At 44.4% G+C, this 18218-nt stretch carries 18 protein-coding genes; 14 read left to right on the forward strand and 4 right to left on the reverse strand.

The annotated features are described in order from the left end of the window. Positions 1-18 precede the first annotated feature (18 nt). The 7 genes from NWE91_09230 (at position 19) to acsC (ending at position 8936) form a co-directional block, all read left to right on the forward strand. The gene (locus tag NWE91_09230; GenBank protein MCW3986568.1) at positions 19-798 is read left to right on the forward strand and encodes an AAA family ATPase; all 780 of its coding nucleotides are present in this window, start codon (positions 19-21) and stop codon (positions 796-798) included. 222 nt (positions 799-1020) lie between these two features. Continuing rightward, complete coding sequence (locus NWE91_09235; protein MCW3986569.1) at positions 1021-1782, forward strand: AAA family ATPase; 762 nt, start codon at positions 1021-1023, stop codon at positions 1780-1782. Positions 1783-1980: 198 nt separating this feature from the next. Further along, the gene (gene cdhA / locus NWE91_09240; protein MCW3986570.1) at positions 1981-4332 is read left to right on the forward strand and encodes a CO dehydrogenase/acetyl-CoA synthase complex subunit alpha; all 2352 of its coding nucleotides are present in this window, start codon (positions 1981-1983) and stop codon (positions 4330-4332) included. 1 nt (position 4333) lies between these two features. Continuing rightward, positions 4334-4879 (forward strand): CO dehydrogenase/acetyl-CoA synthase complex subunit epsilon, encoded by a 546-nt coding sequence (gene cdhB / locus NWE91_09245; GenBank protein ID MCW3986571.1) that lies wholly within the window; start codon positions 4334-4336, stop codon positions 4877-4879. A gap of 9 nt (positions 4880-4888) precedes the next feature. Further along, positions 4889-6301 (forward strand): CO dehydrogenase/CO-methylating acetyl-CoA synthase complex subunit beta, encoded by a 1413-nt coding sequence (gene cdhC, locus NWE91_09250; protein ID MCW3986572.1) that lies wholly within the window; start codon positions 4889-4891, stop codon positions 6299-6301. Further along, complete coding sequence (cdhD, locus tag NWE91_09255) at positions 6282-7487, forward strand: CO dehydrogenase/acetyl-CoA synthase subunit delta (GenBank protein ID MCW3986573.1); 1206 nt, start codon at positions 6282-6284, stop codon at positions 7485-7487. The genes cdhC and cdhD overlap by 20 nt, the downstream gene beginning before the upstream one ends. 15 nt (positions 7488-7502) lie before the next feature. Further along, positions 7503-8936: an acetyl-CoA decarbonylase/synthase complex subunit gamma gene (gene acsC / locus NWE91_09260; protein MCW3986574.1), complete on the forward strand. Its 1434-nt coding sequence runs from the start codon at positions 7503-7505 to the stop codon at positions 8934-8936. Between the two features lie 44 nt (positions 8937-8980). Here the strand turns inward: acsC and NWE91_09265 are convergent, their stop codons facing one another. Next, the gene (locus NWE91_09265; protein MCW3986575.1) at positions 8981-9442 is read right to left on the reverse strand and encodes a hypothetical protein; all 462 of its coding nucleotides are present in this window, start codon (positions 9440-9442) and stop codon (positions 8981-8983) included. A 131-nt stretch (positions 9443-9573) separates the two neighbouring features. Here NWE91_09265 and NWE91_09270 point away from each other — a divergent pair, with 131 nt between their 5' ends. Then, positions 9574-10335, forward strand: coding sequence for a DUF166 family protein (locus NWE91_09270; protein ID MCW3986576.1), 762 nt, complete (start codon positions 9574-9576; stop codon positions 10333-10335). Positions 10336-10403: 68 nt separating this feature from the next. Beyond that, positions 10404-11129 carry a thymidylate synthase gene (locus NWE91_09275; protein ID MCW3986577.1) on the forward strand — a complete coding sequence of 242 codons (726 nt, stop codon included), beginning with the start codon at positions 10404-10406 and terminating at the stop codon, positions 11127-11129. Positions 11130-11190: 61 nt separating this feature from the next. Here NWE91_09275 and NWE91_09280 read toward each other — a convergent pair whose 3' ends face one another. Continuing rightward, the gene (locus tag NWE91_09280; protein ID MCW3986578.1) at positions 11191-12237 is read right to left on the reverse strand and encodes a Coenzyme F420 hydrogenase/dehydrogenase, beta subunit C-terminal domain; all 1047 of its coding nucleotides are present in this window, start codon (positions 12235-12237) and stop codon (positions 11191-11193) included. A 93-nt stretch (positions 12238-12330) separates the two neighbouring features. Then, positions 12331-14418 carry an FAD-dependent oxidoreductase gene (locus NWE91_09285; GenBank protein ID MCW3986579.1) on the reverse strand — a complete coding sequence of 696 codons (2088 nt, stop codon included), beginning with the start codon at positions 14416-14418 and terminating at the stop codon, positions 12331-12333. Positions 14419-14607: 189 nt separating this feature from the next. On the opposite strand from NWE91_09285, the gene NWE91_09290 reads away from it, so the two are divergent. From NWE91_09290 to NWE91_09305, 4 genes are all read left to right on the forward strand, one after another. Then, on the forward strand, positions 14608-15294 hold the full coding sequence (locus tag NWE91_09290; GenBank protein MCW3986580.1) for a methylenetetrahydrofolate reductase C-terminal domain-containing protein: 687 nt from the start codon (positions 14608-14610) through the stop codon (positions 15292-15294). Continuing rightward, a complete protein-coding gene (locus NWE91_09295; protein ID MCW3986581.1) occupies positions 15291-16205 on the forward strand; it encodes a methylenetetrahydrofolate reductase in 915 nt (304 codons plus the stop codon). Before NWE91_09290 ends, NWE91_09295 begins: the two co-directional genes overlap by 4 nt. Before the next feature lie 53 nt (positions 16206-16258). Beyond that, positions 16259-16573: a hypothetical protein gene (locus NWE91_09300; GenBank protein MCW3986582.1), complete on the forward strand. Its 315-nt coding sequence runs from the start codon at positions 16259-16261 to the stop codon at positions 16571-16573. 97 nt (positions 16574-16670) lie between these two features. Beyond that, positions 16671-17204 (forward strand): hypothetical protein, encoded by a 534-nt coding sequence (locus NWE91_09305; GenBank protein ID MCW3986583.1) that lies wholly within the window; start codon positions 16671-16673, stop codon positions 17202-17204. Between the two features lie 10 nt (positions 17205-17214). Here the strand turns inward: NWE91_09305 and NWE91_09310 are convergent, their stop codons facing one another. Continuing rightward, positions 17215-17664: an Lrp/AsnC family transcriptional regulator gene (locus tag NWE91_09310; protein ID MCW3986584.1), complete on the reverse strand. Its 450-nt coding sequence runs from the start codon at positions 17662-17664 to the stop codon at positions 17215-17217. Between the two features lie 267 nt (positions 17665-17931). Here NWE91_09310 and NWE91_09315 point away from each other — a divergent pair, with 267 nt between their 5' ends. Next, entirely contained in the window at positions 17932-18210 is a 279-nt protein-coding gene (locus NWE91_09315) for a hypothetical protein (GenBank protein MCW3986585.1), read from the forward strand. Positions 18211-18218: the final 8 nt, after the last annotated feature.

The raw sequence follows: 18218 nt of genomic DNA on the forward strand, positions 1-18218 counted from the left end.
GAAAACGAGGAATATCGAGTGAAAATAGCGGTTTCTGGGAAGGGCGGAGTGGGCAAAACCTTAATTGCAGGAGCCCTTGCCTGCTCTTTCGCTAGCAAGGGATTAAAGACAATTGCCATTGATGCTGATCCTTCTCCGAATCTTGCCTTAACCTTGGGTCTACCGCTAAAGAAAGCACGAGATTTAGTGCCGATATCGGAAAACAAAGAGCTAGTTGAATCAAAAACAAACACTGGGGTCTCAGGCGTCTACCGCCTTTCTTTCACCGTAGACGACATTGTTCGAGATTTTTCTGTTCAAACTCCTTGTAATGTGAATTTAATAGTGATGGGAACAGTACAATCGATGGGCTCAGGGTGCACTTGCGCTGCGAATGCTGTTGTTCGCGCTTTGCTTCGCCATTTGGTGGTGGAGCGGGACGAGGTGGTGCTTCTCGATATGGAAGCAGGTGTCGAGCATTTGGGTCGAGGAACCGCGAAGCATGTCGACACTATGTTGATCGTTGCAGACTCCAGCATAAAATCTTTGGAAACTGCTAAGCACATCCATAGGCTAGCCAAGGAAGCAGGCATTAAACAGGTTTTTCTAATTGGGAATAAGGTGGCAAGCGAACCGCAGAAGGACGCGATTAAGAAATTCGCTGAAAACAACAGCTTGAACATGCTGGATTTCGTGCCTTTCGACGAACAAGTCGTGAAGGCGGAGATGCAAGGAGAGACGCCGCTTAAATATGAAGATTCTTCTGCGGTACGAGCTATTGAAAATTTGGGCGCGAGAATCATCCAGATCAGACGGTAGTACGAGATTAACAGTTGTGTTTATTTGCATGCGCTTGGAGATAATAGATGAGTATTTAATCCTGCTAGCCCCGAAAACTGCAAAGGATGCAAAGATTGCTCATATAGATGTGAGCTAAAGCAATTACAGTAACACACGCTTTTCGAAATACATCAGCGCTAATTTTTGCAGGCGCGCAAAGTATAAGAATCGGCAGAAGTAACACAGAGAAAGATGAGTTAGATGCAAACAATTGTCTCTATGGGTAGAGGGGGAAGCGGAAAAACAACTTTTGTCTCTCTCATGACCAAATACTTCATTGAAATCGGCGATATTCCTCTCCTTCTTGTAGATGTAGATCCTGATCAAAACTTGGGAGAAATGGTTGGAATAGACCTTAAAGAAGAGGGGAAGAAGACAATATCTGAGTTATTGCTTGAAACCTTTAAGGAGAAAGGAGGCACCACAGTCGGGGTACCTCCTTCAGAAAGAATAGAAAGTAAGATCTGGGAAAAGGGACTATATGAAGGAAACTCTTTTGATCTGATTGCCGTTGGTACAAAATTTATGGAAGGCTGTTACTGTTTACCAGATGCTGCGTTGAAAAAAGCCTTGGAAAGGTTAACGAAGACCTACAGACACGTTCTCGTTGATTCTCCAGCTGGATTAGAACACCTAAACAGAAGAATAACTTCTCAGGTAGACGACATATTTGACATAATAGATCCTTCCCAGAAATCCTTCAACCATATTGAGAGAGCATGCAGAGTTGTCAAAGAGGTTAAGATCGATTTCAAAAATTTCTACGTTATCGCGGGCTATCGAGTTCCAGAGAAACTAGAAGCAGAAGTTGAAAAAAGAATAAAACTGAAATATCTGGGGAAAATCGCCTACGACAAAGATGTCGAAAACTATGTTCTCTCTGGAAAACCTTTACTTGAGCTCCCTTCCTCATCCTTTGCATACATTTCAGTGAAAAAGCTCATGGCAGAAGCAGGTTACTAAACTCGTTAAAACGTCTCATTGAAAACTTTTACAGAGCTTACAAACCTAGAAATTGAAAAGCAATCGTTGAAAGGAATGAAGACTTCCTGAAAATAGAAAAAATAAAGTAAAAGATGGGTGCGCGAAAGGTTAATTAAGATTCTTGGCAATTTACTACACTCTAAATATAGATTGTAAATATGTCAGAGGTCATGGATATTGAGTAAGAAAGACTTGTTTTTGAAAGCAGAAGAATTGAAAACAGATGTTACTGTCTTGAAGGACGTTGAACTGTCCATTGGCAGGATTCTCGAAGAGACATGGAAAGAACCCATGGGCCCAACCCAGTTTCCCTCTATAACTAGCTTGCGAGAGTGGGACATGAAGCTCCTCAACAGGTACAAACCCTTCTATCTACCCTTCTGTGACGTCTGCTGCCTTTGCACCTTCGGAAAATGCGACCTTACCGGAGACAAGCGGGGCGCTTGTGGGTTGGATATGGCAGCCCAGCAGTCTCGTATGGTTCTCCTTGCTTGCTGTATTGGCGCGGCCACACATACTGCTCATGCCCGACACCTAGTAAAACACTTGATAAAAAAGTATGGCAGAAACAGTCCCCTCGACGTAGGGGGACTATACATAGACATAGAAGCTCCTGTAACCCGCCTAGTTTGTGGTATTCGACCGCAAAAGCTCAAAGACCTAGAAGACGCCCTCGACTACTGCGAAGAACAAGTTACACATCTTCTCTCAGCCACCCACACTGGACAGGAGGGAAGCAACCTAGACTTTGAATCCAAAGTTCTTCACGCGGGGATGGTGGATCAGGTTGGATTGGAAATCGCAGATCTAGCGCAAATCTCGGTCCTCGGCTTTCCAAAAGCTGACCCAGAAGCTCCTCTGACTGACTTGGGCTTCGGCATAGCCGACATCGCTAAACCTACAATTTTGGTCATTGGTCATAATGTTCCATCCTCTGTTGGGATAATTGACTACCTAACCAACAAAGGATTGCTGGGCAAAGTCGAAGTTGTAGGAATATGCTGCACTGCTCACGACATCACTCGATACAGCTCCATGGCTAAGATAGTTGGTCCGATATCTTGGCAATTACGTTATATTAGAAGCGGATTAGCCGACCTCATTGTAGTGGATGAACAATGTATTCGTGCAGACGCGTTAGTTGAAGCCAAAAAAGTTAAGGCGCCAGTAATCGCTTCAAGCTCGAAAAACTGTCTAGGACTCGAAAATAGAACCGAAAGCCCATCAAAAGAGATAATCTCGGATCTTGTGGAGGAAAAGGCTCTTGGAGTACTCATTCTGGATCCTGACAAAGTTGGAGAAGTCGCGGTTGAAACCGTAATGGCTGTTGCTCCAAAACGAAACAAATTCAATGTTATCCCAGAAAAAGAAGAAATAATTGCTGCCGCACAAGAATGTACGCAATGCAACGAGTGTATACGAGCCTGCCCAAACAATCAACCTATACCTGAAGCGATAAAGGCGGCGGCAAAGGGTGACCTTAATCCACTGGCTGAAATCCTCGAGGATTGTATAGGTTGCGCCCGTTGTGACAGTGCATGCCCCAACGATTTCCCTTTACACAGCTTCATGATAAAAGCTGGAGAAAGGAACTTGTGGGAAGAGAAGTTTAAGATGCGGGTTGGACGGGGTGCCATTCAAGACGTGGAGATAAGGGAAGTTGGCGGACCCATAGTTCTCGGTGAGATTCCTGGAGTTGTAGCAATAGTAGGATGCGCTAATTACCCTCATGGTGGAAAGGAGGTTGCAGAGATCGCAGAGGAGTTCGCAAAGCGTAGGTTTATCGTTATCGCCTCAGGATGCGCGGCTATGTCTATAGCAATGGTGAAGGACGAGGAGGGAAAAACTCTCTATGAGAAATATCCAGGCTCCTTTGAGGCTGGCGGCATACTTAATGTGGGCTCATGTGTCTCTAACTCGCATATAGCTGGAGTAGCAATTAAGATTGCTAGCATTTTCGCAAAAAGAAAACTGCGGGCTAACTATGAGGAGATCGCTGATTACATACTCAATCGAGTGGGAGCCGTGGGGGTTGCTTGGGGCGCTATGTCTCAGAAGGCCGCTTCAATAGCGTCTGGCTTCTGGAGGCTTGGAGTACCTGTGATAGTTGGGCCTCACGGATCTAAGTATAGGCGTATGCTTCTCGGAAGAAAGGACAAGGAGGAGGACTGGTATGTGTACGATGCCAGAACTGGCGACAAGGTTTATGCAGGTCCAACCCCTGAACATCTCTTTACTACGGCTGAAACCAAAGAGGAAGCGATGGTGCTTATAGCCAAGCTTGTCATGAGACCCAACGACACTACTAAGGGTCGCGCCATAAAGTTAACCCATTATGTTGATTTGCACAGGCGTCTCTGCGGCGTCATGCCTGATGATATACACCTCTTCGTCCGAAACAAGGCTGACATCCCAATCACCATGAAAGAGGAATTCCTCAAAATTCTAGAGGAGAAGGGATGGAAGGAGACGAGAATCCCCGACCCAACGTTGCTACCTAGGCTCATTAGAAAGAGGAAAGGTGAATGACATGGGTGTGAAAGCAGAACCGTGGCAAAAAGCCGAAATCGCAGGTCCAAAGAAAGCCCTACTTATTTTGAAGCCAGAAGTAGTTGTTGCAATGGTGAAAAGAGCGGAGCGTTCAATTCTCGTTGTTGGACATCAAGCCACTGAGGATTATTCAGACGACATCAAAATGATCGATTATGCAATCCGTATGAGCAAGACTGCAGGGATTCCAACGGTTGCCACAGCTCACATAACAGCTGAATTTATTAAAAAGGGGTTTCAGCCTGCAGGTTGGATGTCTGCAATGGATATTGGCGCCAGGCTTAAGGACCCAGAATGGAAAGGTCTAGATGGAAAGGGTCCATATGACCTTGCATTATTCATGGGGCTCCCCTACTATATGCAATTCGTAATACTAGCCGGGCTGAAACACTTTTCCACAAACCTTAAGACCATAAGCCTAGACAGATTCTATAATCCCCACGCAACATGGTCATTCCCAAACCTTTCAGTCAAGGATTGGAATGAAAGTTTTGAAATAATATTGAGCAAATTAGGAGGAGAATAAGAAATGTCAATGTTTGAAGACATCCCAGTTGACGTAGGCATCATCTACGAAGGAGAGCGAATTAGACGAAAAAACATGCACCTAGAGCTAGGTGGACCAAAACAAGAACACAAATTCGAGCTGACACGCGTTAGGAAACCAGAAGAAATAGAAGACGGAAAAATTTCCGTGATTGGACCCGACATAAAAGACATGAGTGAAGGAAGTAGCCACCCATTAGGCATAATCATCGAAGTGTCAGGCGAAAAGCTTGAACCAGAGCTTGAAGGGGTAATTGAACGGCGCATCCATGAATACTCCAATTTCATCGAAGGCTTCATGCACCTGAACCAACGATATGATATCTGGCTCAGACTAGACAAAAAATCCTTCCAGAAAGGTCTGAACTCGTTCGAATACATTGGAAAAGTCTTACAGAGGCTGTTCAAAAGCGAGTTACCCATCATTGAGAAGATACAGATATCATTCATCACCGACCCTGAAAAAATCAAAGAACATTGGAAAGAAGCTTTAGACATATACGAGGCTAGGGATGCCAGAGCCCGAGGATTAAAAGACCAAGAAGTCGACAAATTCTACGGCTGCACCCTGTGCCAATCCTTCGCCCCCACACATGTATGTGTAATCACACCGCAACGATACTCAAACTGCGGCTCCATCAGCTGGTTTGACGGAAGAGCATCCGCAAGAATAGACCCAAAAGGACCAATTTTCGAAATAGACAAAGGCGAATTAATCGATGCGGAGAAAGGAGAATATTCAGGGGTTAACGAAGTTGTCAAACAGAAATCGCTAGGAGAAGTTACAAAAGTTTGGCTCTACACCTCTTTCGGTTATCCTCACACCTCCTGCGGCTGTTTTGAAGGTGCCGCCTTCTACATTCCAGAAGTCGACGGTTTCGGGCTAGTTCACCGAGGCTTCAAAGAAGTCACAATAAACGGGCTTCCTTTCTCAACCATAGCAGACTCAACTGCAGGCGGCAGACAAGTTGATGGCTTTCACGGCATCTCCATTGAATACATGCGGTCGCCAAAGTTCCTTAAAGCAGACGGCGGATGGAACCGAGTAGTATGGATGCCTGCTTCTGTGAAAGAACGGGTCATGGAATTCATACCAAAGGAAGTTGTGGACAAAATTGCAACCGAAAGCGACGTGAAAACAATCGGCGAACTCAAACCTTTCCTGAAAAACAGTTGCCACCCGATTGTTGAAACATGGAAAGAAGAGCCAGTCGCTGTAGAAGAAGCGGTGCCCACAGAACTTGAAAGAGAGATCCCATCTGGAACGCCAGTGGCGACCATCCCCACTTTGCCAATTACCACAGGAGGATATAAAATAATCCTGAAAGATGCCAAAATCTACGCAAAGAAAGTCATTATCCGATCCATGAAAGGTGAAAAGATTGGCGAAAAAAGAAAGTAAAGAAGACTTCCAAAACCTTCTAGACATCTTGAATCGATTTCAAGAGATAGAGCTCGAAGACGTAGAGATGGAGATCGGAGATTTGGAACTATGGCTTCAACCAGGTGTCGCAGCTCCAGCAACTTTACCTAAAGCTCTAAAAGTTGTCCCACCTTTAAAGGCAAAACCAACTGCTATTCTGCAAGCAGACTTTATCCCCCCAGTAGAGGAATATCCTGGACAAATCACCGAAGTGACGCTTGGAGCCACTAAAAGTCAAGGAGGAACCCGTGGAAAATCAATAACTATCGGCGGAGAAAAATCTCCCGCATTCTACCTCTTCGAAACCCCTCCTCCCAACCCACCGATAATCTCTCTGGACGTTTTCGACACGACGATTCCGTTAGCAAAACCCGTAAAAACGCATTTCAAAGAAGTCTTGGAGGATCCAGTTGCATGGGCGAAGTTAGCTGTTGACAAATATGGTGCAGACATGATAACGCTGCATCTCATCAGCATCGATCCATTACTTAAGGATACATCGCCAAATGAAGCCGCAAAAACAGTTGAAGCCGTGCTACAAGCCGTAGATGTACCTTTAATAATCGGAGGCTGTGGCGACCCGAAGAAAGACCTTGAAGTCTTTGAGAAAGTAGCAGAAATCGGGGCTGGCGAGCGGTTTATGCTTAGCTCGGTTACACAAGACATGGATATCGAGCGAACATGTGCCGTCGCGAAGAAGTATGGTCACGTGGTGCTTTCGTTTACTCCTATGGATTTGAATCAAGCAAGGCAGCTGAACCGTCAACTCTACGATTTCTTACCTAAAGAACAAATTGTAATGGACACTACTACAGCTGCTTTAGGATACGGCTTAGATTATGCTTTCACAATAATGGAACGAGCCAGATTGGCTGCTTTAATGGGTGATCCTGAACTTCAACATCCTATGTCTTCAGGTACCACAAATGCTTGGGCGGCCAGAGAAGCATGGAAAAAAATGGACCCTGAATGGGGACCGCGAGAGTTTAGAGGTCCAATATGGGAAACTGTAACAGCGCTTACCCTTTTGCTGGCGGGCGTTGATTTGTTTATGATGATGCATCCAGCTGCCATAAAAACTCTGAGAGACATGATAAAAGAACTCACCAGCGGCAAGTCGGGCAACACGGCGAAAATTGTAAGCTGGGTAACCGCCAATATCTAGAGGAGATGCAAAAGAGTGTCTGAGAGGGAAGTAAAAAAAACTAGCATAAGGGAAATCAGTCCCATCGACGTTTACATGTTGCTGCCGAAAACAAACTGCAAAGAATGTGGCGAAGAAGCCTGCATGGCATTCGCCGCCAAACTGGTAAACCGCGAAGTAACCTTAGAGCAATGTTTACCCTTATTGAAGGCAGAGCATGAAAAAGCGTACAAGCAACTCTGGGAAATGCTAAAACCCCCAATAAAAGAAGTCACCATCGGCCCAAAGGAACATTCGATAAAGGTCGGCGGCAAATACGTTATGTACCGCCACGAATTCACCTACACCAACCCAACAGCTGTCGCCATTGACGTCACCGATGAAATGTCCGATGAAGAATTGCTCGACAGAGTTAATAAAACACAGCAGTTCAATTACGAATACATAGGTACAACACTAAAACTCAACATGATCGCTGTTCGCTCCACCTCCAACGACCCGGAAAAATTCAAGGCAGCAGTAAAGAAAGTGTTAGAAAACACTACTTTGCCCCTTATTCTATGCTCATTTGACTCAAAGGTTCTAAAGGCAGGCTTGATGATTGCGTCCAAAGCCAGACCTCTTCTTTACGCGGCCACAAAAGAAAACTGGAAAGACATGGCTGAACTTGCCCTTTTGCATAATTGTCCTCTCGCAGTCTTTGCTCCAAATAACCTTAAGCTTCTTCGATCGCTGTCTAAGACTTTAACGGAATATGGCGTGAAAGATTTGGTATTGGACCCTGGAACATTGTCTGGTGAAGGCCTTGGAGACATGATTAGCAATTTTACCATGATTCGGCGTGCAGCAGCAAAGAAGGGAGATGAGCTTTTGGGCTTTCCACTGATCGGCACTCCTATAACAGCGTGGATAGAGAATGCAAATGCTCCTGTGGAGGTTGCGGAATGGAACGAGGCGTATTTAGCAGCGATACTGATCAATCGTTATGCTGACATATTGATTCTACACAGCACTGAAGGATGGGTGCTATTGCCTAATGTGATTCTTAGAGAAAACATTTACACCGATCCGCGGAAACCGGTAGCCGTTGAGCCTGGACTGCGAACGCTTGGAACGCCCGGTGAAAGCTCGCCGGTGATGTTCACGACAAACTTTGCCCTTACCTTTTATACTGTGGCTTCAGACATAGAGTCGGCTGGCATAGATTCTTATCTCTTGGTAGTTGACTCGGAAGGAATTGCTGTAGATTGCGCGGTTGCGGGGCGAAAGCTGACGGCGGATAAGGTGGCTGAAGCCATTAAGGAGGCTAGGATGGAAGAGAAGGTGAAACATCGAAAGCTGATTATTCCCGGGAAAGCGGCGCGCCTTAGCGGCGAAATAGAAGAAGCGAGCGGCTGGGAGATAATGGTGGGACCCAGAGATTCCTCCGATATCCCAAAATTCCTACAGGAAAAATGGGGAAAACCCTAAAGTCAAATACGATTCTTCTTTCACTCACTCTATTGCACGCGCTATCAGAGTTTTCTATATCGTTTCAAGTATGCTTCATCATCTGGAAAAAGAGATTCAACTCTGCTGTGTCTCCTTTGCGAATTGATGCTATTGAAAAGCAAGACAACTGCCCCGGGTCTACTAAAGCTCTCCACCTTCCCATCGAATCGTCTTCTACTCACTTTAATGCAATCATCCACAATGCAGCAGAGAACGCAGGCACCACAATACACACACAAGTCCCCAATGATGCCTACATTTCCATCCCGCCAATACAAAGCCTTTGAAGGGCAGGCTTTGATGCAGAGCTCACATTCAAGCCCCTGGCACGTTCTTTCATTGATGCTTATGCTTCCCTTTTCAAAGAACTCTTTCACGTTTAGCGATTCAAGAAGCTGCTCCCTTACGCTTTTTTTTCGCTTTTCCGATGTTTCAAGAAGAAGCTGAAATATGTCTCCCTCAGAAGATTCCTTCTTTCTTGCCACTTAGTCCAACTCCCTCTTGCATTTTCCTGCTAGCCGATTGTTTTTTGTCGTATAATAGAATGATGAATGGCACCTATTTATTTTAGATTAAAGCTCTAACAGTATAGACAAAACGGAAAGATGACAAAACTATGAGGCTTTGTGTAATCTACAACGACGAGTATGCTGAACGCGTTATGGGGAATCTTATTAACGCGTCAAACTACTGCCTGTCATGCGGGTTTACATGCACCTACTGCAGGCAGCTCTACAGCTCCTTCGCTGCAGACATTCAAGCAGTCTACAAGACTCCGCCAAATCTACCCGCTTTTATTGATGAGCCGGAAAAATACTTACCCCATGATTTACCCAACTGTGACATCATACTTGCCATTGGATTGCATCCAGACCTACTCGTGGCAATGTCAACTCTCGCAGAGAAAGCAAAAGCGAAGGCTGTCATCGTTCCTTTGGAAAATCGAAACTGGTGTCACCGCGGCTTGCAAAGACAGCTTGAAAAGTCACTAAGCGAAATAGATGTCGAATACGCGTTTCCAAAACCTTTCTGCACGCTAGAAGAAACTGGAAAGTCAGCCATAGATAATTTTGTTCGGCGATATCAGATAGGGAAGCCTCTTGTCGAAGTGAAAGTTGCAGGAAGTATGATTACTGACGCTCAAGTCTTGAGGAGTGCACCATGTGGCTCAACTTGGTATGTGGCTCAACAAATTAAATGGACAAAAATCTCCGACATAGAAGATACTGTAGCAGTGGCACATCATGCCTTTCCTTGCACAGCAAGCATGGATGTCGACCCAGAAATCGATGAGCCAATTCTTCATATGGCTGGCTACGCCATTAGAGAAGCAGTGAAAGACGCTATAAAACGGGCTCAAAAAGATGCATATGTATAGTTCTCGATTTCAAAAATTTTATAGATTGATTTGTTCACTAGTTAAAGTCAACTTGAAGAGGTACAGCAATGAAGTATGTCAAGATTAGTGCTTTTGATTGTCCAGATGCGTGGTACAAGACCTTAGGAGCTATATGGAATGAAGGCGACATTTTTGAAGTATGCTACGGCTCTGAGTACGCCGAAACTAAGAAACTCAATCTTTCTATAGAAGTCGCTAAGCCGGAAACTAGACCGCTCGTTGATGACAAGGCGCCATGCGACATGAAGTATGTGCAGTGGTACGCGCTGAAATATTTATGGTCAGGCATAATTGAAGATGAAACATACACCTACGGTAGCAGACTGAGGAAGCCCATAGACCAAATAGAAGCAGCAATTAAGCGATATCTCGAAGAGCCTGCCGACAGACAAATAACATTAGCGGTACGATTACCGGAAGATATAATGAAACGTGTCAATGACAGAAAGCATGAGCCCCCGTGTTTAAGCCTCATCGACACAGAGGTCCTAGAAGGAAAGCTTCACTTGACATGTTACTTCAGATCATGGGATGCTTATGCTGGATTGCCCGCCAACGTAGCTGGAATTCAATTGTTTAATGAAGCTTTCGTCTCAGAAATCAACAGACAGGGGAACCTCAACCTCAAATCTGGCAAGCTGATTTTTCACTCTAAGAACTGCCATATCTACAAGAGACAATTCAAACTTGTGGAAGACATGTTGAATCCAAAAAACGAGGGTAGAAGAAAAATGTTTAGAGCCGAAAATCGGCTAAAGGAATCAAGAATGTAAGCTGAAGCTTTTCTCTCGAAAGTGTATGCTACTAAACAGGCTAAAAACAAGGAGGAAAACGTTAGTTCCTTAGAGAATTTCGCCGCTTCTTTTTTGAAAGCTTAGTCAAGAGAGTTAGCGCAAAGGGCTCTTCATCTACCGCTCTGGTCCTAAGCTTTCCAGCTTCCACCGCGCCATCAAGAATTCTTTCACCCTTTTCAGTTCGAAGAATTACGAATGTCCAGCCATTAAGCCCTAAGCCACCAGCGGAAATGTCGGCTAGCTCGGCGCTGAAGTCGCTGCAAAGATGGCAGCTCTCCCTAGTGTACTGCTTTGCCTCAGACAAGGAAACACTCTTTACTTCGCCCGATCTCAGAGAGACAAGAACTTTCCCTTTAATGTTCATCTTTTCAATGTTGTTCAGGTCGAGACCCATGTTTTCTTTGAGATGCTTTTCAAAAAACCCGTCGTACGTGAAACTTTCCGTGCACATCAATCCAACAGTAAATTGCAGCGAGTTGGAATACTTTTTTAGAGGAAACATCTGTATTTTCCGAATTGCATGAATCTGACAAGGAGTACCCACAAAAGCTAAACTCTTCTTTCTCTGTTTCACCCCCTCTTGCAGAGCTAACATGTTTGGCGAGTATGAATAACGAGTTCCGGCGTTTTCCAAGACTTCTTCGGGAGTTGTCGCTAGTTTTGGCATGGGATAAAGAGGCTTGTCTGCTGCGAGTCCTGAAAGCGCCACTCCCTCAATTATACCCTTTTGCAAGGCATAAACAAGAAGAGCAGTTACAGCACCTCCATCTTGGCACCTTTCTAATAGTTCCTTTTCAGTTGCTTGAGCTAGAATAAGATGGCGATAGATGCCAAATTCTTCATTTCCCTCTCTTTGTCTCATAAAGACAAACTCTTCTGCCTTAGACCACGACCAATCATATTTCGGGCAAACCTGAGGGCAAATGCCGCAAGTTTCACATTCTTTCACCAATCTCGGTTGTCCTTCGCCATAATCCAAGCAGTTGAACGGGCATACTACAACGCAAGTGGCGCAGCCTACACATTGGTTAGTTAGAACCACGTCTTTCTCTAAAGTTTCCTCGAAGCTTAATTTACGAGTCTGCATGCTCAACCCCAAAGAAGTGTTATTGTTTGAGTTAAGATATACATAAGTTTCTCTTAAAGGCAAGTAATTCTGCGATCTCTCCTGTTCTATGGCTTATTTGAGCGGGGTTGATCCAATGCCTTCGAGTTTAGCTGCGAAACTTTTAAGAACTTCACTAAGATGCTGTTCATTACCTACAGAACATCGTTCCACCTGCAGCCTTTTAGACTCGATTCCCACAGCTTGAAGCCATTCTTTCATTTGCTTGACACGTTTCTCAGCAGTGAAGCTACCAAAAACGTAATGACAATCTTTAGAGTCACAACTTATAATTAGAACTCCATCGGCACCAAGCATGAAAGCGTGGAGAACATGGAGAGGGTCAACTCTGCCGCTGCATTTTACTGGGACAACGTGAGTGTCTTGTGACCATTCAAATCCGTTTGCGTTGTAGGACCAGTTGCAAACAAAAGCTAAGGTTTGAGGTCCCTTTCTGGTTGCCCATGAGGTTGCAGCGTCTTTTATTTGGGCTGAAATTTTCTCATCAGAGAAGTTCTGCATGGTGATCGCTTCTGCTGGACATTCTACAACGCACGTCCCACAGCCCTTACACAGGATTAAGTTCACTTTTGCAACAGACTTTTCCAATTTTATGGCGCCATATTCACATACTTTCTCGCAGTTGGCGCAGGCGATACATCTGTCCTCGTCCACAAGTGCGTCGTCTGCTTCGCAAAGTTCTTCCATCTCCAAACATTCTGAACAGGGGCCACAGAAGAGACATCTGTGGGCTTCTAACAGTCCAGCATCAGGTATCAACCCTAATTCAACCTCTTTAAAGCAACTCACTCGCTCCTCAGGTGCTAGACAATGCATTGTTTGTCTCGGCTTTTTCTTCAGAACGCTTTGGTCTGAAACCCATGTCATCTCAGGAATCTCCTTTGTCCTTCCAGCCTTGAGGTCGGCTCCTTTTATGTAGCGGTCAATGGACACTGCTGCTTTTTTGCCGGCAGCGATGGCTTCAATCACAGAGGCTGGGCCAGTGACAGTGTCGCCGCCAGCAAATACACCGGGCAATTTTGTTTCAAGCGTAACTTCGTCTACAATAACTCTGTTTCCTCTCACCACTTCGATTTCTTTTGGCAAGAAAGAAATGTCAGGCATTTCACCAATGGCAAGCAGCACAGAGTCAACTGGAACGACAAACTCTGAGCCTTTTACTGGTACAGGACGCCTACGACCGCTTTCATCTGGTAGTCCCAGAGCAGTCTTGGTGCATTCTATTCCAATGACCTTGCCGTCTTTTCCAAGAATTCTTTTAGGCGCTGCGAGAAAATGGAGATTTACGCCTTCCAGTTTTGCCTCTTCAACCTCTTTGTGATGGGCAGGCATCTCCTTTTCTGATCTTCTGTAAATTATCGTCACTTCATTTGGGCCAAGACGTTTAACTGTCCGAGCAGCGTCGATGGCGACGTTTCCACCCCCTATGATAGCAATTCTACTTCCGAGCTCAACACGGTTCCCAATATGCACTTCTTTTAGGAAGTCGAGAGCGTGAAAGACGCCGTCTAATTCTTCGCCTTCTAGGTTTATGCTGACACAGTGGTGAGCGCCTGTGGCTATGAAAATTGCGTTGTATCCTTGTCTTTTGATTTCGTCAATGGTTATATCTTTGCCAATCGTTGTGTCAATGCGAATTTCCACTCCAGTTTCTCTAATGTAGTCAATTTCAGCATCCACCACCATTTCAGGCAACCTATACTCCGGGATGCAGAATCTTAGGCTACCCCCAGGCTTTGACGCACTTTCAAAAACTGTTACTGGATATCCTATTCTAGCTAGCTCGTAAGCAGCAGTAAGCCCTGCTGGCCCCGAGCCTATAATAGCGATTTTTTCGCTGTGGCTTTTTGGTACTGGCTTTGGTTTTTCTCTTATCTCTGAAGTAAACTCGTAGTCGGCAACCAAACGTTTAAGGGCACGAATTCTGAGCGGCTCGTCAATGTCTTTTCGAGTGCACGCATCTTCGCAAGGGCTGAAGCAAACTCTGCCGCAAACAGATGGAAAAGGAATAGATTTCCTGATAATTTCTAGGGCTTCTTTGAGTTTTCCTTGAGCAATAAGTGCGATGTAGGCTTGAACGTTTATTCCAGCTGGGCAAGCTTTACGGCAAGGGGGATATTTTTTATCAAGCGTTTTAGAAATGGTAGCCGTAACAAAGTCCTCCTACATTGGTTATTGGATTTTTAGTCTTAGAGAGAATGCTAAAAGGAAAGGAAACGGCAATATTAAACTTGCGTACAAGCTACAAAAAGCATGCCCAGTGTTCTCTTATAGGAATTTTTATATCACTGATTTGGCTTTCACTGATTTTCTTTAAGGAGTGACTCTTGGTTGATTATAGTTCAGCAAAAGCCGCTAAAAGAAATTTTTGAAATGACGAAAACTCTCGGGAGTCTTCTAATCGTGGGCTGTGATGGATGCGCTTCCGTAATTCAAGCAGGAGGCAAGAGACAAGCAGAGGTGTTAAAGTCTTTGTTGGAAATGGAGAGAAAAGTGAAAGGAGAAGAAGCACCTAACGTGAAGGCTATATCCATTCTACGCCAATGCGACCGACAGATCACCTCAACAGCCCTTAATCCCTTAATCGAAGACTACGATGCAGTTGTTTGCCTAGGCTGCGGAGTTGGAGTTCAAACTCTTGCAGACCTCTACAAAACGAAGTTGATTATCCCAGCAAACGACACAAAATTCCTCGGGATGCACGACACCCAAGTAGACAAATTCTATGAAATGTGCAGAGCATGCGGCGACTGCATCCTCTTCGAAACAGGCGGCATATGTCCCTTAACTCGATGCGCAAAAAGCCTACTAAATGGCCCCTGTGGAGGACAAACAAAAGGCAAATGTGAAGTAGGCGGATGGAAGAATGACTGCGCATGGATTCTCATATACAACCGCTTGAAAGAGCGAAACCGTCTGGAGCTATTTACAAAGTTTAGACCCCCAAGAGATTATCAAGTTTCAGAGCATCCCCGCGAACTCGGTGGCGAAACAGAAGAAGAGGAGGCAACAGAATGACGCGAGAGGCATATGGCGAGTTAATGAGGCAAATAAACGCTGGCAAATTCGTTTTTACAGGCGAGCTTGAGCCAGTTAAAACCACAAGTCTCGACGAGGTCATTGAAGGGGCAAAAGTTTTGAAAGATCACGTGGTTGCTATAAACATTACTGATAACCCCACAGCATTTGGCTACATGAACGCACTTGTGCCCTCTTATATGATTCAAAAAGAGGCTGGAGTGGAGGCTGTCTATCAGATGACAACTCGAGATCGAAACCGCTTGGCTTTAATTTCAGATGTACTGGCTGCTGGAGCTTTGGGAATAAAAAACATCTTGGCCCTGACAGGCGACCACACAACCGTCGGCGATACCCCTCAAGCCAAACCAGTTTTCGACCTAGACTCAGCTACCTTCGTATACATGCTAAGAAAAATGATGGATGAAGGCGTAGACCTAAACAACAACGAAATCGAAAACCCCCCGAAATTCAACATCGGCATCGCTGCGGCCCCAAATGCAGATCCGTTAGAACCTGAGCTTCTGAAAATCGAAAGAAAAGTAAAGCTGGGAGTAGATTTTATTCAAACTCAATGCGTCTACAGCGTTGAACAGGCTAAAAACTTCTTAAACGCTGCTTCTTACCTTAACACTCCGATACTCATCGGCATTGCCCCGTTTAAATCCGTTTCCATGATGAAGTGGATGGTTAAATTTGTGCCAGGTGTAAAAGTTCCGGAGGAAATTCAAGAGACCATTCGCAAGGCTAAAAAGACTGGCGGAAAACAGGCGGTGTACGAGGTGAACATTGATGTTTTCGGAGAAATGTTGAAGGATATTAGGAAAACAACCAATGCCGCGGGCATACATACTATGGCAATTGGTTTCGAATGGATTGTTCCAAAGATAATAGAACGCGCTGGACTATAGCAAACAGTAAACTTAATACCTAATTTCTTTTTATTCAAGATAAAGTGTTTTCAATGCTTGGAAAGATCTCAGAACGAGAGGCAAAACTTCGAATATCTAAGCATTTTCCATGGTGCCCTTTTTGCTGCTTTGAACATTTGGAAATCGATGTGGAACCTGAACGCAAACATGACTATATTCTTTGTGACAACTGTGGAGCCAAATGGGAGATGAATATTCAAGAAAAAATCAGATCCGTGAAACTGGTTGCAACAAGCGTTGACTGGAAAGGAAAAGACCTGTTAGAAAAAGAAATGGAGCCAAAATTCTGGCAAAACAAAGCATGGCTCTGTGTCTTAACACGGAGAACCCCCGAAAAGCGTCCATGACTTTACGCGTGCACAAAGTCTTTGCTAAGAAAAAGAAGGCTTAAGTTGTGAAAATGTTATTTCTTTTGCAAACCACCCATCAAAAAGAGGGATCAGATTGAAAGAAGTGACTTTCACAATATCTGACGATTTATACCGCTATCTAAGCTTTCTGGAAAAATCTCGTTTTATCAAAAGCAGGGGAGAAGCCCTAAGCACAGCGTTGGAGTTTTACAAAATGCTAGCAATGCATGATTGGCTGCCTTTCACCTACCGCATGGGCGGTGGGCGCGTCATGCTTATGGATACAACTATGGTTCTAGATTTTTTCCATATGCTAACTAACCAAGAAATCCTTAACGCTGCACGAACAACTGCTTTAAAACGAAAAGTAACTAATCTGTTTTTCAGAGATGTTGACTTCTCACGTCCTGAGAACTGGCTCATAGTCTTACGAGAGATGGAAATCATGGGATGGGGCAAGTTCACTCTATTTCGAAATAAGATACAAGTTGAGTCGTGCGTACTTCCGGCGCTTTACTTGAAAGGCTATTTCGAAGGAATGTTTGGACGACAATTTAGTATCTATCCTTCCAAAACATCGAATGTTATGGTTTTTGTTAGCAGGAAGAAAAAGGAAGAAAGAGGTTGAAGGAAAAACTCTAAAGACCTGTCCATGGACACCGTTTATAAGGTCCAATAACGATTGTAACGATAGTGCCTACGATACCTTCCAATTTCAACTCTTCTTCGAGAAAAGAGTTTAAATCTTCCATATTCTCAAAGATAACTTCAGTGACGATGTCGGTGTCACCGCTTGTTCTATAGACCACTTGTGTATCTGGATGCTTCGCAAGGTGCTCAGCAATGGCTTTTAGCTTAGTAGGTTCCACTCGTAATCCTATGAATGCTTTGATGACTCTGCCCAACTTGTGATAGTCTAGCACCACAGTAAACCTCTCAATGATGCCATTTTTCAAAAGCTTGTCGATACGTCTCCTAACCGTAGCCTCATTAGCATTTACTACCTTTGCTATCTGCACTATAGGCTTTCGCGCATCTGTCTGCAACGCTCTAATTATCTTCATATCCAATGCGTCGATAGTCGACAATTTCCACCACTTCTTATCCGAATTATAGTTATTTGGTTCACTTATTTATACGCTTTTTGTATCCCTATTCTATAGTCTTATACAAGATTCTTATGCATAAAACGTCTAAAAACGCTGTTATAATTGCTTGAATGTTTCATACATTTCGCCCTTTGCGACTGTCTTTTGGCATAAACCTTCATCAAAATGACGAATTCTCTCACCAGAACCTTTATTTTCCGTTAATAGCATATATGTTTATGCGTAATTTGTTGTGGAGAATTTAATATGACTCTGGAAAAAATCGTTAGGAAAATTCCATCATCGTCGTGGGAGGATACTTCGGAAAGACTCATTGACGTTGTTCTCAACTCGCCAAATGGCAACAAGATGCCCAGTGGCTTAGCAAAGACCATACTTTATTATTGGCAGAGGGATCAGCTTGCTACAGAAGTTGGGTTGCAGCGGCTTCTTGAGGCTTCTATGACGGTAGATCCCGAGAAAACGATCGGTGTCTTAAGGGAATTGGGTTTTCAAGAACTCGTCGCAATGCTTGAGAGCCACTAAAAGCTTTA

It is taken from the genome of Candidatus Bathyarchaeota archaeon (assembly GCA_026014805.1).
In the GTDB taxonomy this organism is placed as follows: domain Archaea; phylum Thermoproteota; class Bathyarchaeia; order Bathyarchaeales; family SOJC01; genus JAGLZW01.